General features: G+C 26.6%; 21 protein-coding genes. 13 read left to right on the top strand and 8 right to left on the bottom strand.

From position 1 onward, the window contains the following. Positions 1-173 precede the first annotated feature (173 nt). From OXH55_RS00600 to OXH55_RS00565, 8 genes are read left to right on the top strand one after another with little or no spacing between them, the layout of a single operon-like run. Positions 174-662 carry a Na+/H+ antiporter subunit E gene (locus tag OXH55_RS00600; protein ID WP_268047465.1) on the top strand — a complete coding sequence of 163 codons (489 nt, stop codon included), beginning with the start codon at positions 174-176 and terminating at the stop codon, positions 660-662. Positions 663-668: 6 nt separating this feature from the next. Then, complete coding sequence (locus OXH55_RS00595; protein WP_268047464.1) at positions 669-929, top strand: MrpF/PhaF family protein; 261 nt, start codon at positions 669-671, stop codon at positions 927-929. Continuing rightward, a complete protein-coding gene (gene mnhG, locus OXH55_RS00590; protein ID WP_268047463.1) occupies positions 926-1,219 on the top strand; it encodes a monovalent cation/H(+) antiporter subunit G in 294 nt (97 codons plus the stop codon). The genes OXH55_RS00595 and mnhG overlap by 4 nt, the downstream gene beginning before the upstream one ends. Continuing rightward, the gene (locus OXH55_RS00585; protein ID WP_268047462.1) at positions 1,216-1,761 is read left to right on the top strand and encodes a Na(+)/H(+) antiporter subunit B; all 546 of its coding nucleotides are present in this window, start codon (positions 1,216-1,218) and stop codon (positions 1,759-1,761) included. The genes mnhG and OXH55_RS00585 overlap by 4 nt, the downstream gene beginning before the upstream one ends. Further along, positions 1,745-2,023 carry a Na(+)/H(+) antiporter subunit B gene (locus OXH55_RS00580; RefSeq protein WP_268047461.1) on the top strand — a complete coding sequence of 93 codons (279 nt, stop codon included), beginning with the start codon at positions 1,745-1,747 and terminating at the stop codon, positions 2,021-2,023. Before OXH55_RS00585 ends, OXH55_RS00580 begins: the two co-directional genes overlap by 17 nt. Positions 2,024-2,034: 11 nt before the next feature. Further along, positions 2,035-2,439: an MnhB domain-containing protein gene (locus OXH55_RS00575; protein ID WP_268047460.1), complete on the top strand. Its 405-nt coding sequence runs from the start codon at positions 2,035-2,037 to the stop codon at positions 2,437-2,439. After that, entirely contained in the window at positions 2,439-2,774 is a 336-nt protein-coding gene (locus tag OXH55_RS00570; RefSeq protein WP_268047459.1) for a sodium:proton antiporter, read from the top strand. Before OXH55_RS00575 ends, OXH55_RS00570 begins: the two co-directional genes overlap by 1 nt. A 1-nt stretch (position 2,775) precedes the next feature. Further along, positions 2,776-4,368 carry a complex I subunit 5 family protein gene (locus OXH55_RS00565; protein ID WP_268047458.1) on the top strand — a complete coding sequence of 531 codons (1,593 nt, stop codon included), beginning with the start codon at positions 2,776-2,778 and terminating at the stop codon, positions 4,366-4,368. A gap of 49 nt (positions 4,369-4,417) precedes the next feature. Here OXH55_RS00565 and OXH55_RS00560 read toward each other — a convergent pair whose 3' ends face one another. Further along, positions 4,418-5,362 (bottom strand): L-lactate dehydrogenase, encoded by a 945-nt coding sequence (locus tag OXH55_RS00560; protein WP_268048998.1) that lies wholly within the window; start codon positions 5,360-5,362, stop codon positions 4,418-4,420. A 228-nt stretch (positions 5,363-5,590) separates the two neighbouring features. Between OXH55_RS00560 and OXH55_RS00555 the strand changes: the two genes are divergently transcribed. Continuing rightward, positions 5,591-6,784 (top strand): nucleotidyl transferase AbiEii/AbiGii toxin family protein, encoded by a 1,194-nt coding sequence (locus OXH55_RS00555; RefSeq protein WP_268047457.1) that lies wholly within the window; start codon positions 5,591-5,593, stop codon positions 6,782-6,784. Positions 6,785-6,864: 80 nt separating this feature from the next. Here OXH55_RS00555 and ndk read toward each other — a convergent pair whose 3' ends face one another. Further along, positions 6,865-7,260 (bottom strand): nucleoside-diphosphate kinase, encoded by a 396-nt coding sequence (ndk, locus tag OXH55_RS00550; protein ID WP_268048997.1) that lies wholly within the window; start codon positions 7,258-7,260, stop codon positions 6,865-6,867. A gap of 432 nt (positions 7,261-7,692) precedes the next feature. Continuing rightward, positions 7,693-7,956: a thioredoxin gene (gene trxA / locus OXH55_RS00545; protein WP_268047456.1), complete on the bottom strand. Its 264-nt coding sequence runs from the start codon at positions 7,954-7,956 to the stop codon at positions 7,693-7,695. 139 nt (positions 7,957-8,095) lie between these two features. Here trxA and OXH55_RS00540 point away from each other — a divergent pair, with 139 nt between their 5' ends. Further along, positions 8,096-9,913 (top strand): EAL domain-containing protein, encoded by a 1,818-nt coding sequence (locus tag OXH55_RS00540; protein WP_268047455.1) that lies wholly within the window; start codon positions 8,096-8,098, stop codon positions 9,911-9,913. 74 nt (positions 9,914-9,987) lie between these two features. Here OXH55_RS00540 and OXH55_RS00535 read toward each other — a convergent pair whose 3' ends face one another. The 4 genes from OXH55_RS00535 to OXH55_RS00520 form a co-directional block, all read right to left on the bottom strand. Further along, positions 9,988-11,025: an ABC transporter substrate-binding protein gene (locus OXH55_RS00535; protein ID WP_268047454.1), complete on the bottom strand. Its 1,038-nt coding sequence runs from the start codon at positions 11,023-11,025 to the stop codon at positions 9,988-9,990. A gap of 59 nt (positions 11,026-11,084) precedes the next feature. After that, a complete protein-coding gene (locus tag OXH55_RS00530) occupies positions 11,085-12,161 on the bottom strand; it encodes an ABC transporter ATP-binding protein (RefSeq protein ID WP_268047453.1) in 1,077 nt (358 codons plus the stop codon). A gap of 39 nt (positions 12,162-12,200) precedes the next feature. Then, positions 12,201-13,916, bottom strand: a complete 1,716-nt coding sequence (locus tag OXH55_RS00525; RefSeq protein ID WP_268047452.1) for an ABC transporter permease — start codon at positions 13,914-13,916, stop codon at positions 12,201-12,203. A gap of 793 nt (positions 13,917-14,709) precedes the next feature. After that, positions 14,710-16,140 carry a cation:proton antiporter gene (locus tag OXH55_RS00520; protein WP_268047451.1) on the bottom strand — a complete coding sequence of 477 codons (1,431 nt, stop codon included), beginning with the start codon at positions 16,138-16,140 and terminating at the stop codon, positions 14,710-14,712. 484 nt (positions 16,141-16,624) lie between these two features. Between OXH55_RS00520 and OXH55_RS00515 the strand changes: the two genes are divergently transcribed. Both OXH55_RS00515 and OXH55_RS00510 read left to right on the top strand, forming a co-directional pair. Then, the gene (locus OXH55_RS00515) at positions 16,625-18,007 is read left to right on the top strand and encodes a citrate/2-methylcitrate synthase (RefSeq protein ID WP_268048996.1); all 1,383 of its coding nucleotides are present in this window, start codon (positions 16,625-16,627) and stop codon (positions 18,005-18,007) included. Positions 18,008-18,201: 194 nt separating this feature from the next. Next, positions 18,202-18,867 (top strand): phosphatase PAP2 family protein, encoded by a 666-nt coding sequence (locus OXH55_RS00510; RefSeq protein ID WP_268047450.1) that lies wholly within the window; start codon positions 18,202-18,204, stop codon positions 18,865-18,867. Positions 18,868-18,968: 101 nt separating this feature from the next. Here the strand turns inward: OXH55_RS00510 and OXH55_RS00505 are convergent, their stop codons facing one another. Next, positions 18,969-19,826 (bottom strand): mechanosensitive ion channel family protein, encoded by an 858-nt coding sequence (locus tag OXH55_RS00505; protein ID WP_268047449.1) that lies wholly within the window; start codon positions 19,824-19,826, stop codon positions 18,969-18,971. Positions 19,827-20,055: 229 nt separating this feature from the next. Here OXH55_RS00505 and OXH55_RS00500 point away from each other — a divergent pair, with 229 nt between their 5' ends. Continuing rightward, positions 20,056-21,900, top strand: a complete 1,845-nt coding sequence (locus OXH55_RS00500) for an AAA family ATPase (RefSeq protein WP_268047448.1) — start codon at positions 20,056-20,058, stop codon at positions 21,898-21,900. Positions 21,901-21,959 lie beyond the last annotated feature (59 nt).

Here is a 21,959-nt window from a genome sequence, read left to right as displayed (position 1 = left end):
AAATTGTGGTTTGAACCCAATTAAGAGTGTTTTTTTAGTGTGTGTGTCTATTTGTGTTAAATTTAATATTTATTAAATCATAAAAAACACTCACCTAATTATAGCTATTTGCATAACATATCAATACAAACATATAATGGGCTTTTTATCAATATATTTCGAGGAGAGGTTTTATGATAAAATTCAAACCCCAATATGAAACCTTTGCAATTTTGCTTCTCTTTTGGTTTCTATTTACCTTAGATTTTAGTTTATGGAATAGCATAGTAGGTACAATTATAAGTGTTATAATAACTAGATTTTCCTTTGGGATTGTTTATGATGATTCAGATTTTATAGTGCGTATACCTAATGTATTTATATTAATACGTTATTCTTTTAGATTAATATATGAGATATATAGAGCTTCATTCCTACAAATCATAAGAATATTAAAAAAAGATAATGATTCTGTTATTGTTAAAGTGGAATTAGACATAACTGACCCATTTTTAATAACCATTATTGCTAATTCAATTACTCTAACTCCAGGTACTATTACGGTTGATGCTGTTGATAATATATTATATGTCCTATATATAAAAGATGATGGTAAAGATGGAGAAAAGCTAAAAAAAGATATCAAAAATAGATTTGAAAAATATTTTATTAAGAAAGGATAAAATAGAATGTTTCTGATAATTACAATGATATTTTTAGCTATTACTATGACAATAACATTATTTAGAATGATTATAGGTCCAACTCTATGGGATAGATTAATGGCCCTTAATCTTATGGCGGCAAAAACTGTGATGTTGATAACGTTATATGCAGTTTATAAAAATAATATAGCCTTATTGGATGTTTCAATGACATATGGAATTATTGGTTTCTTAGGAATAACTTTATTATGTAGATTTATTTTAAGAGGGGGAAGGCATAAGTGATTTATAAATTACTTCTTATTTTATCTTGGATTTATATTACCTTTGGAATTATTGGAATTCTAAGATTTTCAGATATATATTCAAGACTTCTCACCAGTAGTAAAATTGATACAGCAGCTCTTATAACAATCTTTTTAGCTTTAATAATAAAATGTGGCTTTAGTACAATATCTGTAAAGCTATTTTTAATATTATTATTTATGATAATAACTGGCCCTGTTACTAATCATGTTATTGCAAGATCTGCATATTTAAATGGCATTGAATTAAAGAAAGAAGGGAAAAAATGATTATAGAAATTATATTACAAATAATTATGATAATAATTGCTATAACAATAGTTAGAACAAAAAATAACTTAAAGTTAATAATACTGTTTTCTGCTTTTTCTTTAATGGCTGCTAGCTTGTACTTTATGTATAAAGCCCCTGATGTTGCTCTATCGGAAATTTCTATTGGTAGTGCTATAATCCCACTAATTTTTATTGTTGCTATATCAAAACAAAAAGAATTTATTGTTATAAACCATTTAAAAGATGATTTTTTAAAATATAATGGGAATGATTATATAGGTAAAGGCTACGAAATATTAAATGATTTCTGTAATCACTATGATTTAAAGTTGAAAATATTCGATAGTAACGAAAATCAAATACGTGGTATTTTCAGGAAAAACAATGTTGACTTAATTGTAGATAAATGCCCAAATACAAATAATTATATATTAAAAGGAAAAGAGTCAAGTATTTTAATGAATAAACTTGAACAAATAACAAAACACATAGATGATATAACCATTATAAAGGTGGGAGAAAATGAAACTGTTGATTAAAAAAATATTTATATTAATAATGCTATTAACTATATTGGTTACCTTTTCTATTGCTTCCAAAGATATAACAAAAAGTTCCAATGCAATTCAAAGTAAAGATTATTATTTAGAAAACACATTTAAAGAAACAGGGTCTAAAAATATAGTTACAGGTATTTATTTAGAATATAGACTATTTGATTCCATTTTTGAAGCAAGCACTTTACTTATAACTGTAACGGGGATAATATTTATTGCCAGAAAGGATGAAAAGATACATTAGGGGGAGATATATTGAAGATATCCTTTATTTTAGTTTGTATAAGTAGATTTTTATATCCTTTTATATTATTATTTGGATTTTATATAATTTTACATGGTGATACTTCTCCAGGCGGTGGTTTTCAGGGGGGAGCTATAATAGCTACTGCGTTTATTTTAACTTACTTTATTCATGCTAAAAAAACTTTTAATATAAATTTATTATTAAAATTAGAAAAAATTTGTTTTATGTCTATTCTAATTATTGCATCTATAAGTTTTTTTACAAAAGGAGAGTTATTCACCAATTTCACAAAAATAAATACTCCTTTAGAGATAAAAAGAATATTTTTACTTTTATTAAATTTTTTTATTGGATTAAAGGTAGCGGCAGGTCTTACAACTATTTTTTCAATATTTATTGAGGAGGGAAAATAATGCACTTAGACATTATTTTATCTTTTATTGTTATCCTAATTGGAATTTACGGTCTAACTACAAGTAAATATATAATAAAATCAATAATTTGCCTTAATATAACTCAAACATCTATAATACTTCTTTTCTTAAATTTTGCAAATCTTCAAAAGTCCCAACCACCAATATTACCAGGAAATACAGCGTTAATGGTTGATCCACTTCCTCAGGCATTAATGATAACGACTATTGTTATAGGTGCAGCTATAACAGCACTTGCATTAATGCTAAGTATTAAAATTTTTCATTATTATGGAACCTTAAATTGGAAGGAATTAATAGAGAGGGAATATTAATATGAATTTGATACCTATTTACTTAATATTTATACCTATAATTTTTTCAATTATTATATACGTTTTAGCTAATAAATATATTAATTGTTTAGTATTTATATCTCAAGGAATTATCTCAATTGCAATAGCTTCGTATTATAATTTTATTAAAGCTAATGGTGTTCATGAAATTTTAATAGGTGGTTGGAATAAAAATATAGGCATTTGCTTGAAAAATGATAATTTATCTATTTCATTTATACTTCTTTCAGTATTTATTTGGTGGACAATTCTAATATACAGCTGGAATAAAAAAAGAGAGAATTATAAATTTTGGTTTTTCCTGTTGTTTTTAGAAGGTGCTTTTTTAGGTCTTCTTCAAACAAATGATTTGTTTAATTTCTTTATATTTTTAGAAATAATAACCATAGTATCTTCTATTTTAATAATCTACAAAAGAGATGGACGTTCAGTTCGTGCTGGACTTTATTATCTCCTTTTTAACAGTAGTGGGATGATATTTTTTCTTGTTAGCTTAATAGCTCTCTATATGACAACTGGAACATTAAATATGGATATTATGAGTCAAAGAATAGCTTTAATAAATAATACTTATGGTATAAGATTTTCATATATACTTATTATTGCTTCTTTAGGAGTAAAATCTGCATTTTTCCCTGTATATAATTGGCTTCCTAAGGCTCATGGTGCAGCTCCATCATCAATATCTGCACTGCTTTCTGGTTTGCTAGTAAAAAGTGGGCTTTATGGTTTTATAAGAATTAATCAAATCTTTAATATTAATACTCCTAGTAATTTATTCTTCTTATTAGGATTTCTAACTGCCTTATCAGGAGTTATTTTTGCCTTAAGTCAAAAAGACATTAAACAAATCTTAGCTTTTCACACTATATCACAAATAGGAATTATACTTATGGGTTTGAGTGCGATGCAAGGGAAACAATATTATGGAGGGCTTCTGCATATTTTTAATCATGCAATTTTTAAAGTTCTTTTATTTCTAGGTGCTGGAATTATTATTAATAGGTATAATACAAAAAATATTTTTAAAATACGAGGAGTATTTAGAGCTCTTCCATTTACAGCTGTATTTTTAAGTATAGGAATGCTGTCTATTACAGGTTCACCTTTCTTTAATGGTTTTGTTAGTAAAAGTCTTATTAAATATTCATTAAAGGGTAATAATTTGAAGATGCTTATGGTTTATATTGTTAATTTAGGTACTATCATATCATTTGTAAAGCTGTCTCAAATTTTTTTTGGAACTTCTAATGTTGAAAAAAAGAAGATTACATTATGCAATTTTTCACTACTTATATTAGCTGTAATGTGTATTTTGTTAGGAAATCTTTATATCCCTATCGCTGAAAAGTTATGGAATATTGACCTTTCATATATAAAAATATTTAATATTAAAAGTTGGCTGCAATACTTATTATCTCTAGGAATAGGATATATAATTTATAAAAAAATAATTGCAAAAGATTTAAATTTTATAAAAAAAATTAGACATACAACAATCTCTTTTGAGACTGCTAATATGATGTTAGTTATGTTTATTTTTATCATGATTATTTGGTGCGTATTAATTTGAAGATAAGGGTACTTAAAAGAAAAAAGAAGACTCTAGAAGAAAAATTCTTCTAGAGTTTTAATTTATTTATATATTCTTTAATTGTATTTGCAGATGAAGTTAATTGCTGTAGTTCTTCATCATTTAAAGGAACTTCTAACACTTTTTTTATTCCAGATGCTCCTATTATTGTGGGTGTACCAAGATAAACGTCATTAATTCCATATTGACCTTCAAGGAGACTGGAAATTGTTAAAATTGAATTTTCATCTCTTAAAATAGCTTCAACTATTCTTGTGATTGCTAGAGCTACTGCAAAATAAGTTGCACCTTTTTTTTTTATGACTTTATATGCAGCTTTTTTCACATCTTCTAATATTTTATATTTTGAAAGACCTTCACATTTGTTGCATACTTTTGAACAATATTCATTTATATTCATTCCTGCAACAGAAGTTAAGCTCCAAGTTGCGATTTCAGAATCTCCATGTTCACCCATTATATAAGTATGAATATTTCTTGCATCAATATTAAAGTGTTCACTTAACAAATACTTAAATCTAGAAGTATCAAGAACTGTACCTGAACCTATAACTTTTTCCTTTGGAAAACCTGATAGCTTGTAGGTTATATATGTTAGAACATCTACAGGATTTGATACTACAAGAAGTATAGAATTTGGGTTATATTTTACAACTTCAGGAATTATGTTTTTAAATATATTAAAGTTTTTATTTATCAAATCTAGTCTAGTTTCTCCTGGCTTTTGAGCTGCTCCAGCAGTGATTATTACTATGTCAGAATCTTTTGTATCTTTATAATCTCCTGAATATATATCTACAGGATTAACAAAAGATACTCCATGAGATAGGTCCATTGCTTCACCAAGAGCTTTATCTTTATCTATATCAACAATTACAAGCTCAGAAGTAAGACCACTTATCATTAAAGCATATGTGGTTGTTGCCCCAACAAAGCCTGCACCAATTATTGATATTTTAGTTTTTTTCCTCAAATTCATATGATATACCTCCTGTTTATAAATCCAAATATTTTCTTTTTTATTTTCTCTTTATTGTAGTTTATTATACTGCTTTGATTACGATATCCTTGAAGATTATTTCTCATATTAAGTTGATAGAATTTAGAAAATGTAATAGATGAACTATATATATTATAATTAGGAGAAGAGTATAAATATAATAAGTGGCTAAAATATAGATATAAACTTAAAAAGAAGAAGGTGAAGACCATAAAGAAGGTAAAGAAAAAAATTTTAACTCATGATTCTTATTATTTTACAGAACAGCATATTGCAAGTAAGGCTAATTATCATGGAGTTTCAAAATCTGTACTAGAAAGGCAAATATGGATATATGAGTTTCATTCTCAAGTTCAAAAAAAATTGAAAGATAGAATAGTTTTAAAGGGAGGAGCTTGTATGCAGCTTTATATTCCTTTAGAGGTACAAAGGTGTACTGAAGATTTAGATTTGTATACAGATTTAAGTCCTAATAAATTGAGAAAAGAAATGAAGGCTATAGAAAAAGAATTCAATACTAAAAAAATACATATAAAAATAAAGGAATATATTCCGAAGAGTGTAATGAAATCTGGAAAAACGTTACCTATTACAACTTTCATAGTTAAGTTTCCTTTTATTTTTAGAGAAAATAAAAAATCAAAAGAAGGAAGTTTGAAAATAGATTTTTTGCATGCAGATATAAGAAAGCTTCATACTACTGGTATTAAACAGGGAGAAGTTTTAGGGCTTCACTTAAATTATGTACCTATTATTGTAGATAATTATTCTGCAATTACATCTAAGCTAGTAACTTTTGCGGTAAATACTATAGGTATAGAAAGATTCAAAAAAGACAAATTGTATAAAAATGCTTATGATATGTTTTATATGATAAAGAGACATACTAGTGTAGATGTTTTCAAAAAGGTAACTGAATACATGAAGAAAAGTATGGCAGAAGAATTTCGGGTAAAAAAGTTACAACCAATGAGTATAGAAAGGGTTATTGATGACATACTACAAGAACTTTATTATTTGTCTGCATATGATTTAAAAGAAAATTTTACAGGTTATTCAAAGAGACTTTTAGATTTTCAAATTAATTATATTCAGCAGGGGATAAAAGAAAAATTAGATTTTGATAGTTGGGGAATTATATGCGCTCACCTTTATTTATGGGTATATGCTTTAAAACATTATATACTATTTAAAGAACCATCAAAATTAGAATATATAAGTAAAATAGAAGAAGAATATAACTTTTATAAAGAATTAACTAAGGAAAAGCAGAGTGCTTATTTGGAGAATATAAAAAAACAGCTCCTAAATAAAAAAAGTAGATATTTATATGATTATATTGAAGAGCCTCTTAGATTCATATATTTATATCATATTTATTTTAATAAAAACTAAGAGTATATAAAGTTTTATTTAAAGGTAATATTATAGAATATTAAGGTAAAGTTTTAACACTACTTGCTATTTAAGTAGTGTTAAAACCAGATGCTTATTTCTTTTTGCGCAGTTTCTGTACTGTCAGAAGCATGAACTGAATTTTCAGTTTTAGAAACAGCAAAAGTTCCTCTTATAGTGTTCTGTTCTGCTTTTGATGGGTCTGTATTTCCATTTATTTTTCTAACCTTTTCTATAGCATTATCTCCCTCAAGGATAAGTGCACATAGGGGACTTCGTGTTATATAAGCTATTAAATCCTTAAAAAACGGTTTATCTTCATGAATTTTATAATGAAGGTGAGCCATATCTTCCGTGGCTTTTAACATTTTAAGTGCAGTTATTTTTAAGTTTTGTTTTTCATAAAAAGTAAGGATTTCACCTACAATGTTTCGTTCTACTGCATCAGGTTTTATTAGCACAAGAGTTTTTTCCATAAATTCACTACCTTTCACTTGGAATTATTTTTATATATTAATATATTATTCCAATATATATAGATTATATACTTAATAATATATTATGAATAAAATAAAATCTCTCTAACAAAGTTATTTTGTTAGAGAGATTTTATAGTTAATCTTTTGTTTCAGGAACTGCGTTAGGATGATTTCTTATGATTCTTTGATTGGTTTGACCTTTTTGATTTTCTTTTGGTGATGGTCGTTTCATACCTTTTTTTGCCATGTTTATCCCTCTCTTATAAAAGTATTCCTTATTATTTTTTACAGTATTTTTTATTTAATACTTATAGAATTTACATAAGTCGTTTTTTATGAATTTTATTTATGTCTTTTTTAGTTGTTAGGTTTAAAACTACAATAATTTTTTTATATTGTGTGCTAGCTCATCTTTTGGAGTAAATCCAACTATAGTTTTTTTAGTTTTCCTTTCTTAAATATTATTATTGTTGGTACACTTGATATTCTAAATTTTCTAGCTAATGTAGGACTTGAATCAACGTTAATTTTCACAAATTTAACTTTAGTTCCTAATTCTTTAGCTAATTGATCAATTATAGGTGATACCATTCTACAAGGACCACACCAAGGTGCCCAAAAATCAGCAACTACAACAGATTCATCATTACCTATTTCTCTATTAAATGTTTTATCATTTACTTCTGTTATCATATATAATCCCTCCTAAAGATATCTTATACCCTAACAGGGTATGCGGAGAAGGACAGTTTTGTGCAAGTAATTTTTAATAAAATAATTATTTTAGGTACATTTCATTATGAGTATTTATATTATATATTGAGGTGATATTATGTCTTATAAGTTAGAAAAACTTTTAGATGTAATAGTATTACAACAACTGTTATATATGATATATAAATATATGGAAGTTCCATCAAAAATAATAGATGTTAATAATAATGTATTAGTTACGTGTGATCCTAATAATAAAATATGTATTAATATCACTAAAGAATTTTTAAATAAATTCAAAAGTGGACAAGGATATATAGAAATACAGTGTATAAATGGATTGAACAATATATGTATACCTATTATTGTAAATAAAGAGGTAGCAGCAGTAATTTGTGAAGCTATATCAGAAGATAAACAAAGAGAATCAATAAACTTTATTTGCCAATTAGCAAAAAATTTTGGATATATATGTTCACGAAAAATACAATTATTAATAGAAGAAGACCAATTAAATGAAAGATATGAAGAGATACGAGGAGTTTATGAAGCATTAATAGTAGCAGAAGAAGAAATTAGAAAGCAATTTGATAAACTTATGAAAAGCCAGAAGCTTTTAAAAGAAAGGGAAGAGAAAATTTATAATTTGGCTTTTATAGACTCTCTCACAGGACTTCCAAATAAAAATTCATTGTATAGAGATTTGGAAAATATGTGTGAGAAAAAGAACTTATTTGCTCTTATATTTATAGATATTGATAAATTTAAAGAAATTAATGATACATTTGGACATACTTTTGGAGATAAGGTATTAGAGGAATTTAGTTTATTTCTTAATAAATTTACAGGATATAAATATAGAGTATATAGATGGGGTGGAGATGAATTTGTATTAATATTAGAAACAAAATTTGCTGCAAATACAAAAGAATTTTTAGAGAAGATGAACAGTGAACTAGGAAATACAATTATGATAAATGATAAGGAAATTTTTATTACATCAAGTATGGGAGTAAGCATATATCCTGAGCATGGTAGTACACCAGAGGAACTTATAAAAAATGCAGATATTGCTATGTATACTGCTAAAAGTTTAAGAAAAAACTCTTGTGTAAATTATTATAAAATATATGATAAAGAATTTTATATAAATAAAATTAAAAAAATTACTCTAGAAAAAGACTTAAGAAAAGCTTTTGATAATAATGAATTTTATGTTTTTTATCAACCTCAAATAGATATTAAAACTGAAAAGTTAATAGGAGCAGAAGCTTTAGTTAGATGGATAAATAAAGAGGGTAAGGTAATTGCACCATCAGCATTTATTCCGTCAACTGAAGAAACTGGACTTATTGTACCTTTAGGAGAATATGTTTTAAAAACATCCTGTAATCAAGCTAAAAGATGGCATGATATAGGATATCCTAATTTGAAGCTTTCTGTTAATTTATCTGGAAGGCAGTTGGAAGATAAAGAACTAATTTCTACAGTAAAAAAAATATTATATGATACTAAATTTAATCCTAAATATCTTGAGCTTGAAATAACAGAAAGTATTGCAATGAAGAATATGAATTTAACAATTCAACTTTTAGAAACCTTAAAGGCTATAAATATAAATGTAGCTCTAGATGATTTTGGAACAGGCTATTCTTCATTGAATTATCTTAGACAATTTCCTATAAATGTGTTAAAAATTGATAAATCATTTATTGATAAGATAACTACGAAGTCTGCTGAAAGTGAAATAATCAAATGTATAATAAGTTTGGCTCACTCGTTAAATTTAAAGATAATTGCAGAAGGAATAGAAAACATTGAACAGCTAAAGTCTTTGAAAAGTATTGATTGTGATGAAGGGCAAGGATATTATTTTAGCAAACCCCTTAGTGCTAAAGCGTTTGAAGAATATTTAAAAAATCATTATAAAGCTTAATAATGATTTTTAAAAAGGGTTAGGACATATACTAGTGTCTAACCCTTTTTAGATATAAACTATTTTAAATTATATTAATTATCCATAACTTTATTTCTGAAGGTTTCTTTAATTGTTTCATTGTCATTTGCAATTTTAGCCCAATTAACTTTAAAAGCTCTTCCAGAGAAGGTACTGAATTCAGGAGCACCTTTTGGAGGAGTTACGTCTTTACGAACAGAGTGCATCCAACCTTTAACTATAGCTTCTTGACCTTCTTTAGATAGCCACCAATTTTCAACAGCTTTAGCTGCTTCTATATTTTGTGAAGTTTTAAAGATAGATATTGGACTTGGAACTACAACAACACCATCTTCTGGATAAACGACCTTTAAAGGTTCACCTTTAGCAGCCATTTTTAAAATGTTTTCTTCTAATATAATACCAACATCATATTCGCCAGTTATTAATTTATTTTGAACTTTAGAGTTACCATCTTCTACTTTTAGACCATTAGCTTTTAATTTTTCGAAATAATCCCAACCAAATGCATCAGATAAAGCAGCAGTTGTTACAAAAGCAGTACCTGAAAGTAGTGGATTTGGCATAGCAATTTTATCTTTCCATTTTGGATCTAATAAATCTTTAAATGACTTTGGAGCATCTTCTTCTTTTACTTTGTTTGTATTATAAGCAATTATCATATTAGAAATTCTAACACCTGTCCAATATCCTTCAGCATCTTTTGATTCTACATCCTTACGATTAGGAGCATCATATTTAAGTAGAAGATATTGATCTTCTAATGTTAAATAATAAGATGGATCTGCAACCATAAGTAAGTCTGCACCAATTTTATTAGCTTCGATTTCACCAGTGAGTTTAGTTACAACTTTTTCTGTTCCACCTTGAAACCACTCAATTTCAAGATTAGGAAAAGCTTTTTTTAATGCAGGTTTTACACTTTGAATAATATCTGGATATATAGAAGTATAAATCATAAGTTTGCCGCTAGGCCCCTCTACCTTTTTTTTAGTGTCATCAGTTGCTTGATTACCGCAACCAGTAAATAGTGCTAATAGTAAACAGGAAAGCATAGCAAGAATGGTAAAAATTTTAAACTTCTTTTTCATTTTACAATCTCCTTTATTTTATATATTTTATAATTTATTAAAAATTATAAACAAAAATATTAAATAGCTTTTTCATTTACTTGGATTTCTTCGCTTCCAGGAAAAACTATAAGTTTGTTAAATTGTAAATATATTTCTTCACCATCTTTATAATCTGCATAAACATTAGATTCATCTGTTACACGAATGGTTTGACCGTTAACATTTATTCTACAGTCTGCTGAGTTACCTAAATAAAATTTACGAAGTAATATACCTTTTATTCCTGGTCCATTTCTACTTATAGAAATATTTTCTGGTCTTACGGCAACAATACCTTTTCCAGTAAAATCATTTTTCATTTCAAAACTATAGTCTAATTCAGGTATTATTACTTTATCTTTTTCAACATCTGCTTTTATAAAGTTTACAAGACCAATGAAATCTGCAACGAATTGATTAACAGGGTTTTCGTATATATTCATTGCAGTATCTACCTGTTGAATAACTCCTTTATTCATTACAACAATTCTATCAGACATGGCCATAGCTTCTGCTTGGTCGTGAGTAACATATATAACAGTAATCTTCAATTTTTTTTGAAGGTCTTTTATTTCAAAACGCATGCTTTCTCTAAGCTTTGCATCTAAATTACTTAAGGGCTCGTCTAAAAGTAAGAGACTAGGTTCTGCAACTAAGGCTCTAGCTAATGCAACTCTTTGTTGCTGTCCTCCAGATAATTGATTTGGATATCTTTTTTCGTATGCGTCAAGATGAACAGCTTCTAAAGCTTTCATAGTTTTTTCTTTGATTGCATTTTTATCTAACTTTTTTATTTTAAGAGGATAAGCTACATTATCAAAAACTGTCATATGAGGCCAAACAGCATATGATTGAAAAACCATACCAATATCCCTTTTTTCAGGAGGTACGAAGGTTTTTGATTTAGAAGAACTAACAATAGTATTTCCTATACGAATTTCTCCACCAGTAGCTTTTTCAAAGCCAGCCACCATCCTAAGGGTAGTAGTTTTTCCACAGCCTGAAGGGCCTAAAATAGAAACAAATTCTCCATCTTTGATTACTGCATTAAAATTATCTACAGCTTTAACTTGGCCAAATTGCTTAATAATATTTGTTAAAACTATTTCTGACATGATTATTCTCTCCTTTGCTTATTTAAATTTTAATCAATATTAAATTCCAATATTTCCTTTTGAGAATTTTCTCATGATTAAATTTCCTCCAAGAACTATAAACAGTATTAAAACAGAAAGAACCGAAGCACTTTGAGGATCTGCATAGGTTTGAAGTTCATATAAAAGAACACCTATTGTTTTGGTTTTTGATCCGTACAAAAGTATAGACATAGTCAATTCATAAAAGCAAGGCATAAAAATTAAGAACCAACCTGCTATAATTGAAGGAGCTATAAGAGGTAGAATAATGTCTTTTAAAGTTCTAAGCCAAGAGGCACCAGAATTTAAAGCAGCTTCTTCTAAAGATTCATGTACTTGAGAAAGTGAGGCAGAGATAGTTCTAACGCCCATCATTAGGTATTTAACTAAATAAGCTATAACTAGGATTGCTATGGTAGAATATAGGTTCAAACCAAATTTACCTGAAAAAGTTATAATCATGGCTAAAGCAATAACAACACTTGGTGTAGCAGATCCTAAAGTTACTAAAAAATCAGGTATTTTACGACCTTTTACATTGGTTTTAACTACGAGATAAGAGATTAAAAGCGCTACAATAGTACCAATTACAGCAGTAATTGTTGCATATATAAAACTATTTTTTATAGTTACCATATATTCTGGATTTGAAGCTGCAATGGACCAATTTTCAAATGTAAGATTTGATAATGAAATAGGCTTAGACATTGTTTTCAATAAAGAAGTAATGACAATAGAGCCTAAAGGTAAAATAACAGCAATAAAACCGTAAAGACTTACAATAAAGGTAATTAATCCTTTCCATTTTCCAAGTTCTACAAGAGTTGGTCTTGTGCTTTTACCAGAAATAGTAACATATTCTTTTGTAGCAAGTACTGTAGTTGTTAAGAATAAAATTAAATTAGCTACAACCATTAAAGAAACGGCAAGGGCTGTTGCTTCTGATACTCCTTTGCTAGAACCCATATATACATAAGAGACTATTCTAGTGGTAAGAACTTCTATTCCGCCAGGCATACCTACTATTGATGGAATACCAAAAGCTGAAGCAGCAGATACAAAAACTAGAAGTCCACCTGCAAGTATACTAGGGAAAGTAAGAGGTAAAGTAATATTAAACATTGTACGAAGAGGAGAAGCACCGGATATTCTTGCACCTTCTTCTAAAGTAGGATCCATTTTTTCTAGAGCACGAGATATAGTTATAAATGCAAAGGGAGAATAAAAAAGTGTTAATACCCATACAAGTCCACCTGTAGAGTATATATTAAAGGGGGCAGAAGACAAATGAAAAACTTTCATTAAAAATTTATTTAGATATCCAACATTAGGATTTAATAATTGAGTCCATGCTATACCTCCAACGTAAGGTGGAATCATGTAGGTGGTTATAAAAAATGTTCTGAAAAATTTTTTAGCAGGTAAGTCTGTTCGTCCTACTAACCAAGCTAATGGAAACGTTATAACTAAACTTAATAGCATAACTAATAAAGAAATTTTAAAAGTATTTATAAAAGCGCTCCAATTTGCAGATTTTGAATATACTACATTATAATTTTTAATGCTAAAATTTCCCTCTAAGATAAAGCTTTTAATTACTAAATAAATCATAGGAATAACTTCGAAGATAACTAGAGCTAGAACTGCCAAAATAATTATTAACCATTTAACGTTAATATGTATTTTAGAAGATAATGATTTCTTTTCAGATATCACTATAGGGGTTTTGTCCATATATTTTTCCTCCTTTTAAAGTTATGGCTTTATAAATAATAAAACATTCATCGCCTCCTCACATATTTTAAGGTTTTTATGTTTTTTATTTAAGAGAGAATATATACTATATATAGTTACAAAGATAGAAAATAATGATAAGTTATATTATAATTTAAGGATGTATATTATATAGGAGAATAAAGTATAGTAGATAAGAATGGAAATGTTAAAAAATGTAAAAAGTATCAAATAAATAATAGCACAATGAAAATTTCAAGTCAATTTATCTATGGGGAAATTTTCAAATGAGTGATTTTCAAATACTAAAAAAGGTAGATGTATAAACATCTACCTTTATCCTAAATATAGGAATCAAAAGTTTAAAATTAGTTTAACTAAATATTTTATACATCCACTGTAACTCCCATAATCACACCCTACTAAAAAAATTTTGCAAAACACTGTAAACATTTCATACAATCCTTTGGATAACACAAAATATCTACTACACTTACAAAATAATTTTAAGTTTTAAACGGATTTCTGTGCCTTACAATGGTTTGCTTTGATTACTGAATATAGATGAGTAACAGTAATCACTAATAATGTCCAATGCAAACACCTCCAGTATATTTAAACTGTTACCAATTCAAGTAATACCTTTAGCTCTGTCTACGGACTTTTTCATACCAAAGCTTCAATAATTAACTGAATCTTTAATATTGTTTAGTTAAATAATTTTAAATCTTTTGACATTAATTATGATAACCAAATTTTGATTTTATATACTTGATGTTTTTAGCTTAAAAATTTACCCGTTTAACAATTTTATTACATCTTCTGATTTATTTGCTAGTCCAGCAATAATAAGTCTATCACCCTTTAATATCTTTGTATCTGCTACTGGTAATATTTCAATATTATTTCTTACTATCATAAAAACTCTGAACTTATAAGGAAAATCAATCTCTTTTAATGATTTGTCGAATAATTCTTCATTCATTGGCACTATTTCCATAATGCATATCTTATTAACAGATGAATTTGCTGATTCTTTAATATTGTCAGACTTAAATATTATATCAAAGCAAAGAGGAAATAATATACATGATATAACTGTTGTAACAACGAAGGAGGAATAGTCTGCAGCAGTAATAATTTGTAAATTATAAGCCATTTGTGCACCAACTATTAATAAGCTAAGTTGTGAAGAAAATATAAAAGCACCAGATATAGCTTTATTAAAATCATATGTAAAGTTCATAAGTAGTGATGGTATTAGTTTAACTGTAAATATTACAAGTAAGAATAGTGGTATATTTAAAAGAGCTTGAGGATTCTTTAATATAGAAGATAAATCTAGATTAACACCAACCATAATAAAGAATATAGGAATTAGAAATCCATATCCAAGTATATCTAATTCATATTTAAGTTCCTCTTTTTGTTTATCAAGTATAAGTGAAAAAATAAAACCTGCAAGGAAAGAACCTAATATTATTTCAGTACCAATTTTATCTGAAATAGTTACAAGCACAAGCATTAGTGCAAAAGCAGCACGAACTCCTATATGCAAGTTTGAAAAAAAAGAAGAAGATAAATCAAATATATGTGAAGTTTTTTCAATAATTTTAAAGATAATAAATGCTGCTATAAATAAGATTATGAATAAAAAGTTTTTATAAGTTAATCCATGTGTAATAGTAGAGGAAATAAGTGTTAGGGCTATTAAACACACAAATTCACAAATTAATGTATATATTAATAGGAGTTGTCCGTAGTCTGTGTTTAGTATCCCTCTTTCCTTTAAAAATGGAACAATTAGTCCAGGGGCAGCAGCTGTAAATAAAAAAGTCATAAATAAAATATCTTTAATAATACCTAATTTATACATAGGTTTACACATGAGGTATGAAACTAATAGAGAAATGCCAAACATTCCAAAACACATAAGTACACGAAGAGCTACTTTCTTTTTTTCTTTTCCAATCCTAACTCTATCAATATCAATTTCTAATCCGCTTAGAAACATGAGATAAGCCAGACCCAGGTGCGATAAAAAGCTTATCCATATGTCTTCGTGTACAAGATTTAAAAAGCTTTTTCCTATTATAATACCTACGAAAATTTCTCCAACAACAAAGGGTATTCTAAATTTTTTTATAGCATTTACAAAAATAGGAGTTATAAATGCAAAAATGGTTAGTATTAGTAATGAATCATAATTTATAGCTTCTGCCATTAATAACACATCCAATCTCTCATGAAATTTTTAATAATACATAATTTATGTATATAAAGTTTATATAGATATAGTTTAACAAAAAAAGATAAAATTACAACTATCATATGAATAAAATATATTTATTTTAATATGTGTAACTTTTAAAAAATATATAAATATATTAAAAATGCAAACCAATATATAGAAATGTGCAATGGATTATTTAGATGAAATTTTAAAAATAATAATTGCAAAGTTGAAAAAATTTTAAAAGTATTTTGTAGTATCTAAATATATATTAAACAAAAGGAAAATGCGAATATAAAAGGCGTTGAGAATGTTGTTGACTTTGAATTTTAATGATGGTTTTGAAAGAAATACAGAATAAAATGAAATAATAGAAAAATAAATATTCAATTTTACACAAAATTCTATTTCATAATAGCTTGTTATGTGGTAAAATATATTAAATCAACTATTTATTTTATGGGGGGGCTGACAAATAGTGATTAATTTTAGAGATAGTATATTTACGCATAATGTATTTAATGAAAATATTTTAAATGAATTAACATTTTTAGCTGAAAAGAATAATGTTATTGATTCTCAATTTTATAGTGAATATGATATTAAAAGAGGACTAAGAAATGAAAATGGTACAGGGGTTTTAGTGGGACTTACTGAAATTGGAAATGTGCATGGATATATAATGAAGGAAGGAAAAAAAATTCCTGACGAAGGTATGTTAACTTATAGAGGTATGGATGTAAAAGAAATTGTTAAGGGCTTTCAAAGGGACAAAAGATTTGGATTTGAAGAAGTAAGTTATTTACTTCTTTTTGGAGAACTTCCTAATAAAGATAGATTAGAGGAGTTTAAATATCTTTTAGGAGAATGTAGAACTTTACCTGATGGTTTTACTGAAGATATGATTTTAAAATTTCCAAGTAATAATATAATGAACAAATTAGAAAGAAGCATACTTGTCGCTTATTCTTTTGATACTAATCCAGATGATATAAGTGTAAAGAATATATTAAGACAAAGTATAGAATTAATTGCTAGAGTTCCTACAATGATAGCTTATGGATATCAAGCTAAGGCTCATTATTATGATGAAAAAAGTTTATATATACATTCACCTAAAGCTGAGCTTGGAACGGCTGAGAATATATTACATCTTATAAGACCTGATAATTATTATACCAGGACTGAAGCTGAACTTTTAGATTTGGCATTAGTGTTACATGCTGAACATGGTGGAGGTAATAATTCAACTTTTGCCACTCATGTAGTGTCATCAACAGGAACGGATTCTTATTCCGCTATAGCAGCTGCTGTTGGTTCACTAAAAGGGCCTAAGCATGGGGGAGCTAATATTAAGGTTAAGAGTATGATAGAAAATATAAAAGAAAATATAGACGACTGGGAAAATATCAATGAAATAGAAAATTATCTTGTTAAAATATTAAAAAAACAAGCTTTTGATAGATCAGGATTAATATATGGTATAGGACATGCGATATATACTATTTCAGATCCTAGAGCTGTTATGCTAAAAGAAAAAGCTTTGAAATTAGCACAGGAAAAAAATAGAGTACAAGAATTTAATCTTTATAGAAATATAGAAGATACGGCTATTAAGATTTTCAGAGAAATGAAAGGAAGAGAAGATATATCAGCAAATGTAGATCTTTATTCAGGATTTGTATATGATATGTTAAACATACCTTCAGAATTGTATACACCATTATTTGCAGCAGCTAGAATGGCAGGATGGTGTGCTCATAGAATAGAGCAGGTTGCAAGTGAACCTAAAATTATAAGACCTGCATATAAGAATGTAGAAGATAATTGTAAATACATTCATTTAAGGGAAAGATAAAACCTAGAAGATACAAACTTCTAGGCTTTTCTTTTGTAAGATAAAGGTATTTAAAACAAGAAAATCTTTTTATAAGTAAAAATTTAAGGAATTATTAAGAATTAAGGTAAGGATTTTTTAAGAGAATTAATTTAAAATTATATAGTAGAGACTGTATATAATTTTAAAAAGGACTATTAGAAAGGAGAAATTACATGAAAAAGTTAAAGGACAATATAATTCCATTAAGTCTTATGATATCAATTCCAATTTTAAATATTTTTTATGGGATATTAAACAATGATAGTAGAGGCGTTTATAGTTTGATGACTAGTATAGATCGAGTAATTCCTTTTACAAAGAGTTTCATTATTCCTTATATAATATGGTATCCTTTTATATTTTTAATAATGGTATATTTATGTATAAAAGATATAAAGGCTTATTATAAAACATTACTTTGTTTAAATATAGGATTTATTGTTAGTTACATCATATTTTATTTTTTTCAAACAGCAGTTTCGAGACCAGTACTTGGTGAAAGTGATATATTGATAAAACTAGTAGGGATAATTTATAAAACGGATAATCCTTATAACTGTTTTCCAAGTTTACATGTATTAACTACTTATTTTGTTATGAAGGGAATAAGTGAAGTTGAAAAAAATAAAAAAATTACTTTACCTGTAAATATTATAGGAATATTAATAATATTATCTACATTATTTATTAAGCAGCATGTAGTTTTAGATGTGATATTTGCCATAGTATTAGGAGAAATTATTGTTAGAGTGGTTAGTGTCATGCGTATGGATGATGTAGATACATGGATAAAGAAACAGTTCTCAACTTTGATAATGAAAAACAAATTGGAGAATTAATTAAAATACATTTAAAAATTAAGATTATAACATATAAAAAAATAAAAACTATCTTGTGAAAAAGATAGTTTTTATTTTTTAGTAGTAATACACCTGATAAATTATAGCATATTGATATCCTTTTGTTTTTCAAATTCAGTAAGAATACTTTCAACAATATTATGTTCTATATTTCTAAAATTTCTAGATCTACAAATAAATCTTAAGGTTAAAACTATTTTCCCAACATCAATAGAAGTGTAAATTGTATGTGAAAGATTTTGATAATAAATAGGATGAGTTTTAGAAGCTATTTCTAAAGAATGTTTAGCATCTTCTTCAATATTACCAAGTTCATTTTTTGCAATGTTCATTATTAAATCTTTAGCTTTTTTCCAATTGCTATTAAGGGTTAGTGTAATCTCAAGTTCATTCCATGTATATGGAAAAGTATTTGTTTCGTTTATTACTTCAACTGAAAGTAATTTTATATTTGGAATATATACAAGTCTTCCAGTACTTTGACCGTAAGTCTTATTAGTCTGTGTAACTTCGATAATGGTAGTATAAAACCAATCTATTTCTAATATATCTCCAATACTGTCTCCAATTTTAATTCTATCTCCTACTTGAAAAGGTTTATGAGAGTTTATAATAAGCCATCCAAGAAAATTTGACACTAGGTCCTTAAAAGCAAAAGCTAAACCAGCAGAAAATAGTCCTAGAAATGTAAGGATATCTTTAGATTCATATATCCATATTGGAATTATAAGTAATATAAAAAATATTTTATTAATTACAGAAAATATTTTTTTATATTTTATTGTTTGATGAGAGCTCCAATTGATTCTGTTAATAACTTTAAATGTACTTCTATTAATTAGATGAAGTAAAATGAATAGAGCTATAGTTATGATAAGTTTAACTAAAATACTTACTGTTTGAAATTTAATTCCTAAATTTAATACAAAATCACCCAATTCTTTAAATCCTTTCTTCTTATATTTATACTTATTTTACTAAAATTTTTAGGTTTTTTATAGTATATAATTCAGATTATAATAAAAATATTTCCAAAAAATAATTATATATCAATATTAAAAAAAATTAAAGATAAAAAAGAATTGTAAATATTTTAAAAAATATTACTTGTATGGTAAAATATTCTTAGATATAAATTAAAAATAATTATGATATTGAGGTGATGTTTTGGCTAAGTTATTTCCAAGTCTAGAAGAAATAAATGAAAAAAGTATAGAAGTAACGGAAGGAGAAAAATCTCTATTAGAATTTTTAAATAGTGAACTGGATAATGCTTATGAAGTATTTTTTAAGCCAAACTTAAATGGGGACAAGCCTCAAATTGTAATAATAAAAAAAAAATATGGAATAATTATAATTGGAGTGAAGGATTGGAAGTTAGAAGATTATTATTGGAATAGAAGTAGGGGTTTTAGGAAGAAAAGAGATTTTAATGTATTTAAGTCTCCTTTTGAACAAGTAAAAGAGTATAAAAATAATATGTATGATTTACATAATGAAAGCTTATTAAAAAAAAGTATAGAAAATAAAGAAGTATATAATTTGATACAATGCGGGATATATTTTCACAATGAAAGTGTTGCTAAGGTAAAAAGAGAGTTGTTTTTGAATAGGGATACTGAATATGAAGAAGTTGAAATTATAGGGAAAGATTCTCTTGAAAGGGAAATTTTTTATGAATTTTTGACGAGAAATCACATGTATGGTTCTTCTTTTAACAAAAGTTTTGATGACAAAACATATGAGAGTATAAAGGCATTATTGCAACCACATATACATACAAGAGATTGTGGAAAAAGTATTAACTATAGTAATAAACAAATTAAGCTTATGAAAAGTAGAGCAGGCAGTAAAAAAATCAAAGGTGTTGCAGGTTCAGGAAAAACCTTAATGTTGGCACAAAGAGCTGTAAATGCAAATATAAGAACAAAAAATAAAATTTTAATTTTAACATATAATATAACTTTAAAAAATTATATATATGAAAAAATGAATTCTATTAGAGAAGAATTTAATCCAGTAGATTTTGAGATAAACAATTATCACAGGTTTATAAAATTTCAGTTAAATAATTTAGCAATTCCTTTTAAGTGGCATTGTGATTTTGATAGTGAGGAACTTGGTAAATACTTAGAATCTGCAAAGAATAGAATAGAAAGATATGATGCTATATTTATTGATGAAGTGCAAGATTATAAATTGGAATGGCTTAGAATTATAAAAAAATATTTTTTGAAGAAAAATGGTGAGTATGTTCTTTTTGGAGATGAAAAACAAAACATCTATATGAGACAGCTTGAAGAAAATAGAACTTCTCAAACTAATGTTTTAGGGGCATGGAATGTTTTGGATCAATCTTTTAGACTTTCAACTAAGTTAGTAATTTTGGCAATTAAATTTCAGAAAGAATTTCTAGCTTCAAAGTATAATGTAGATGAAGTAAAGACTTTTAATATACAGAAAACTATGTGGGATGATAAAGGTATAATAGAATATTTTTATTTTGATAGTTTTGAATTAAGGGAAATATTTAATAAAATACATTTTATAATATATAAAGAGAAGATAAAGCTTAGTGATATATGTATTATAGGATCATCAATTAAAAATTTAAAAAAGATAGATTTTTATATAAAATCAGAAAGAGGTTATGAAACCGAAACCACCTTTGAGTCGGAAGAAGAATATAATAAAGTTAAGGCAAGATTAATTAATAATTTTGAAAATACAATAGAAAAAAACAAATATAATAAGAGATTAAAAAGAGAAATTCAAAGAATTAGAGATAGTAGAAAATACAATTTTAAAATGAATAGTGATAAAATAAAGTTAACTACTATTCACAGCTTTAAGGGATGGGAGGCAGACACTTTAATACTTATTATAGATAATACAGAAGAGATGATAGAAGAGATTATTTATACTGGAATAACTAGATGTGTTAATAATCTAATTATAATAAATGTAGGAAATGTAAAATATGATGAATTTTTCAAAGAGTTATTGACATAGATATTTATACCATTTATAATTAAACATGACGTGTAACTGTTAAATATGGCATGAGTCTT

Source organism: Clostridium ganghwense, assembly GCF_026735165.1.
Lineage (GTDB): Bacteria > Bacillota > Clostridia > Clostridiales > Clostridiaceae > Clostridium_H > Clostridium_H ganghwense.
Note: the sequence above shows the minus strand (reverse complement) of the source record. Positions and strands in the feature narration are given on the sequence as shown.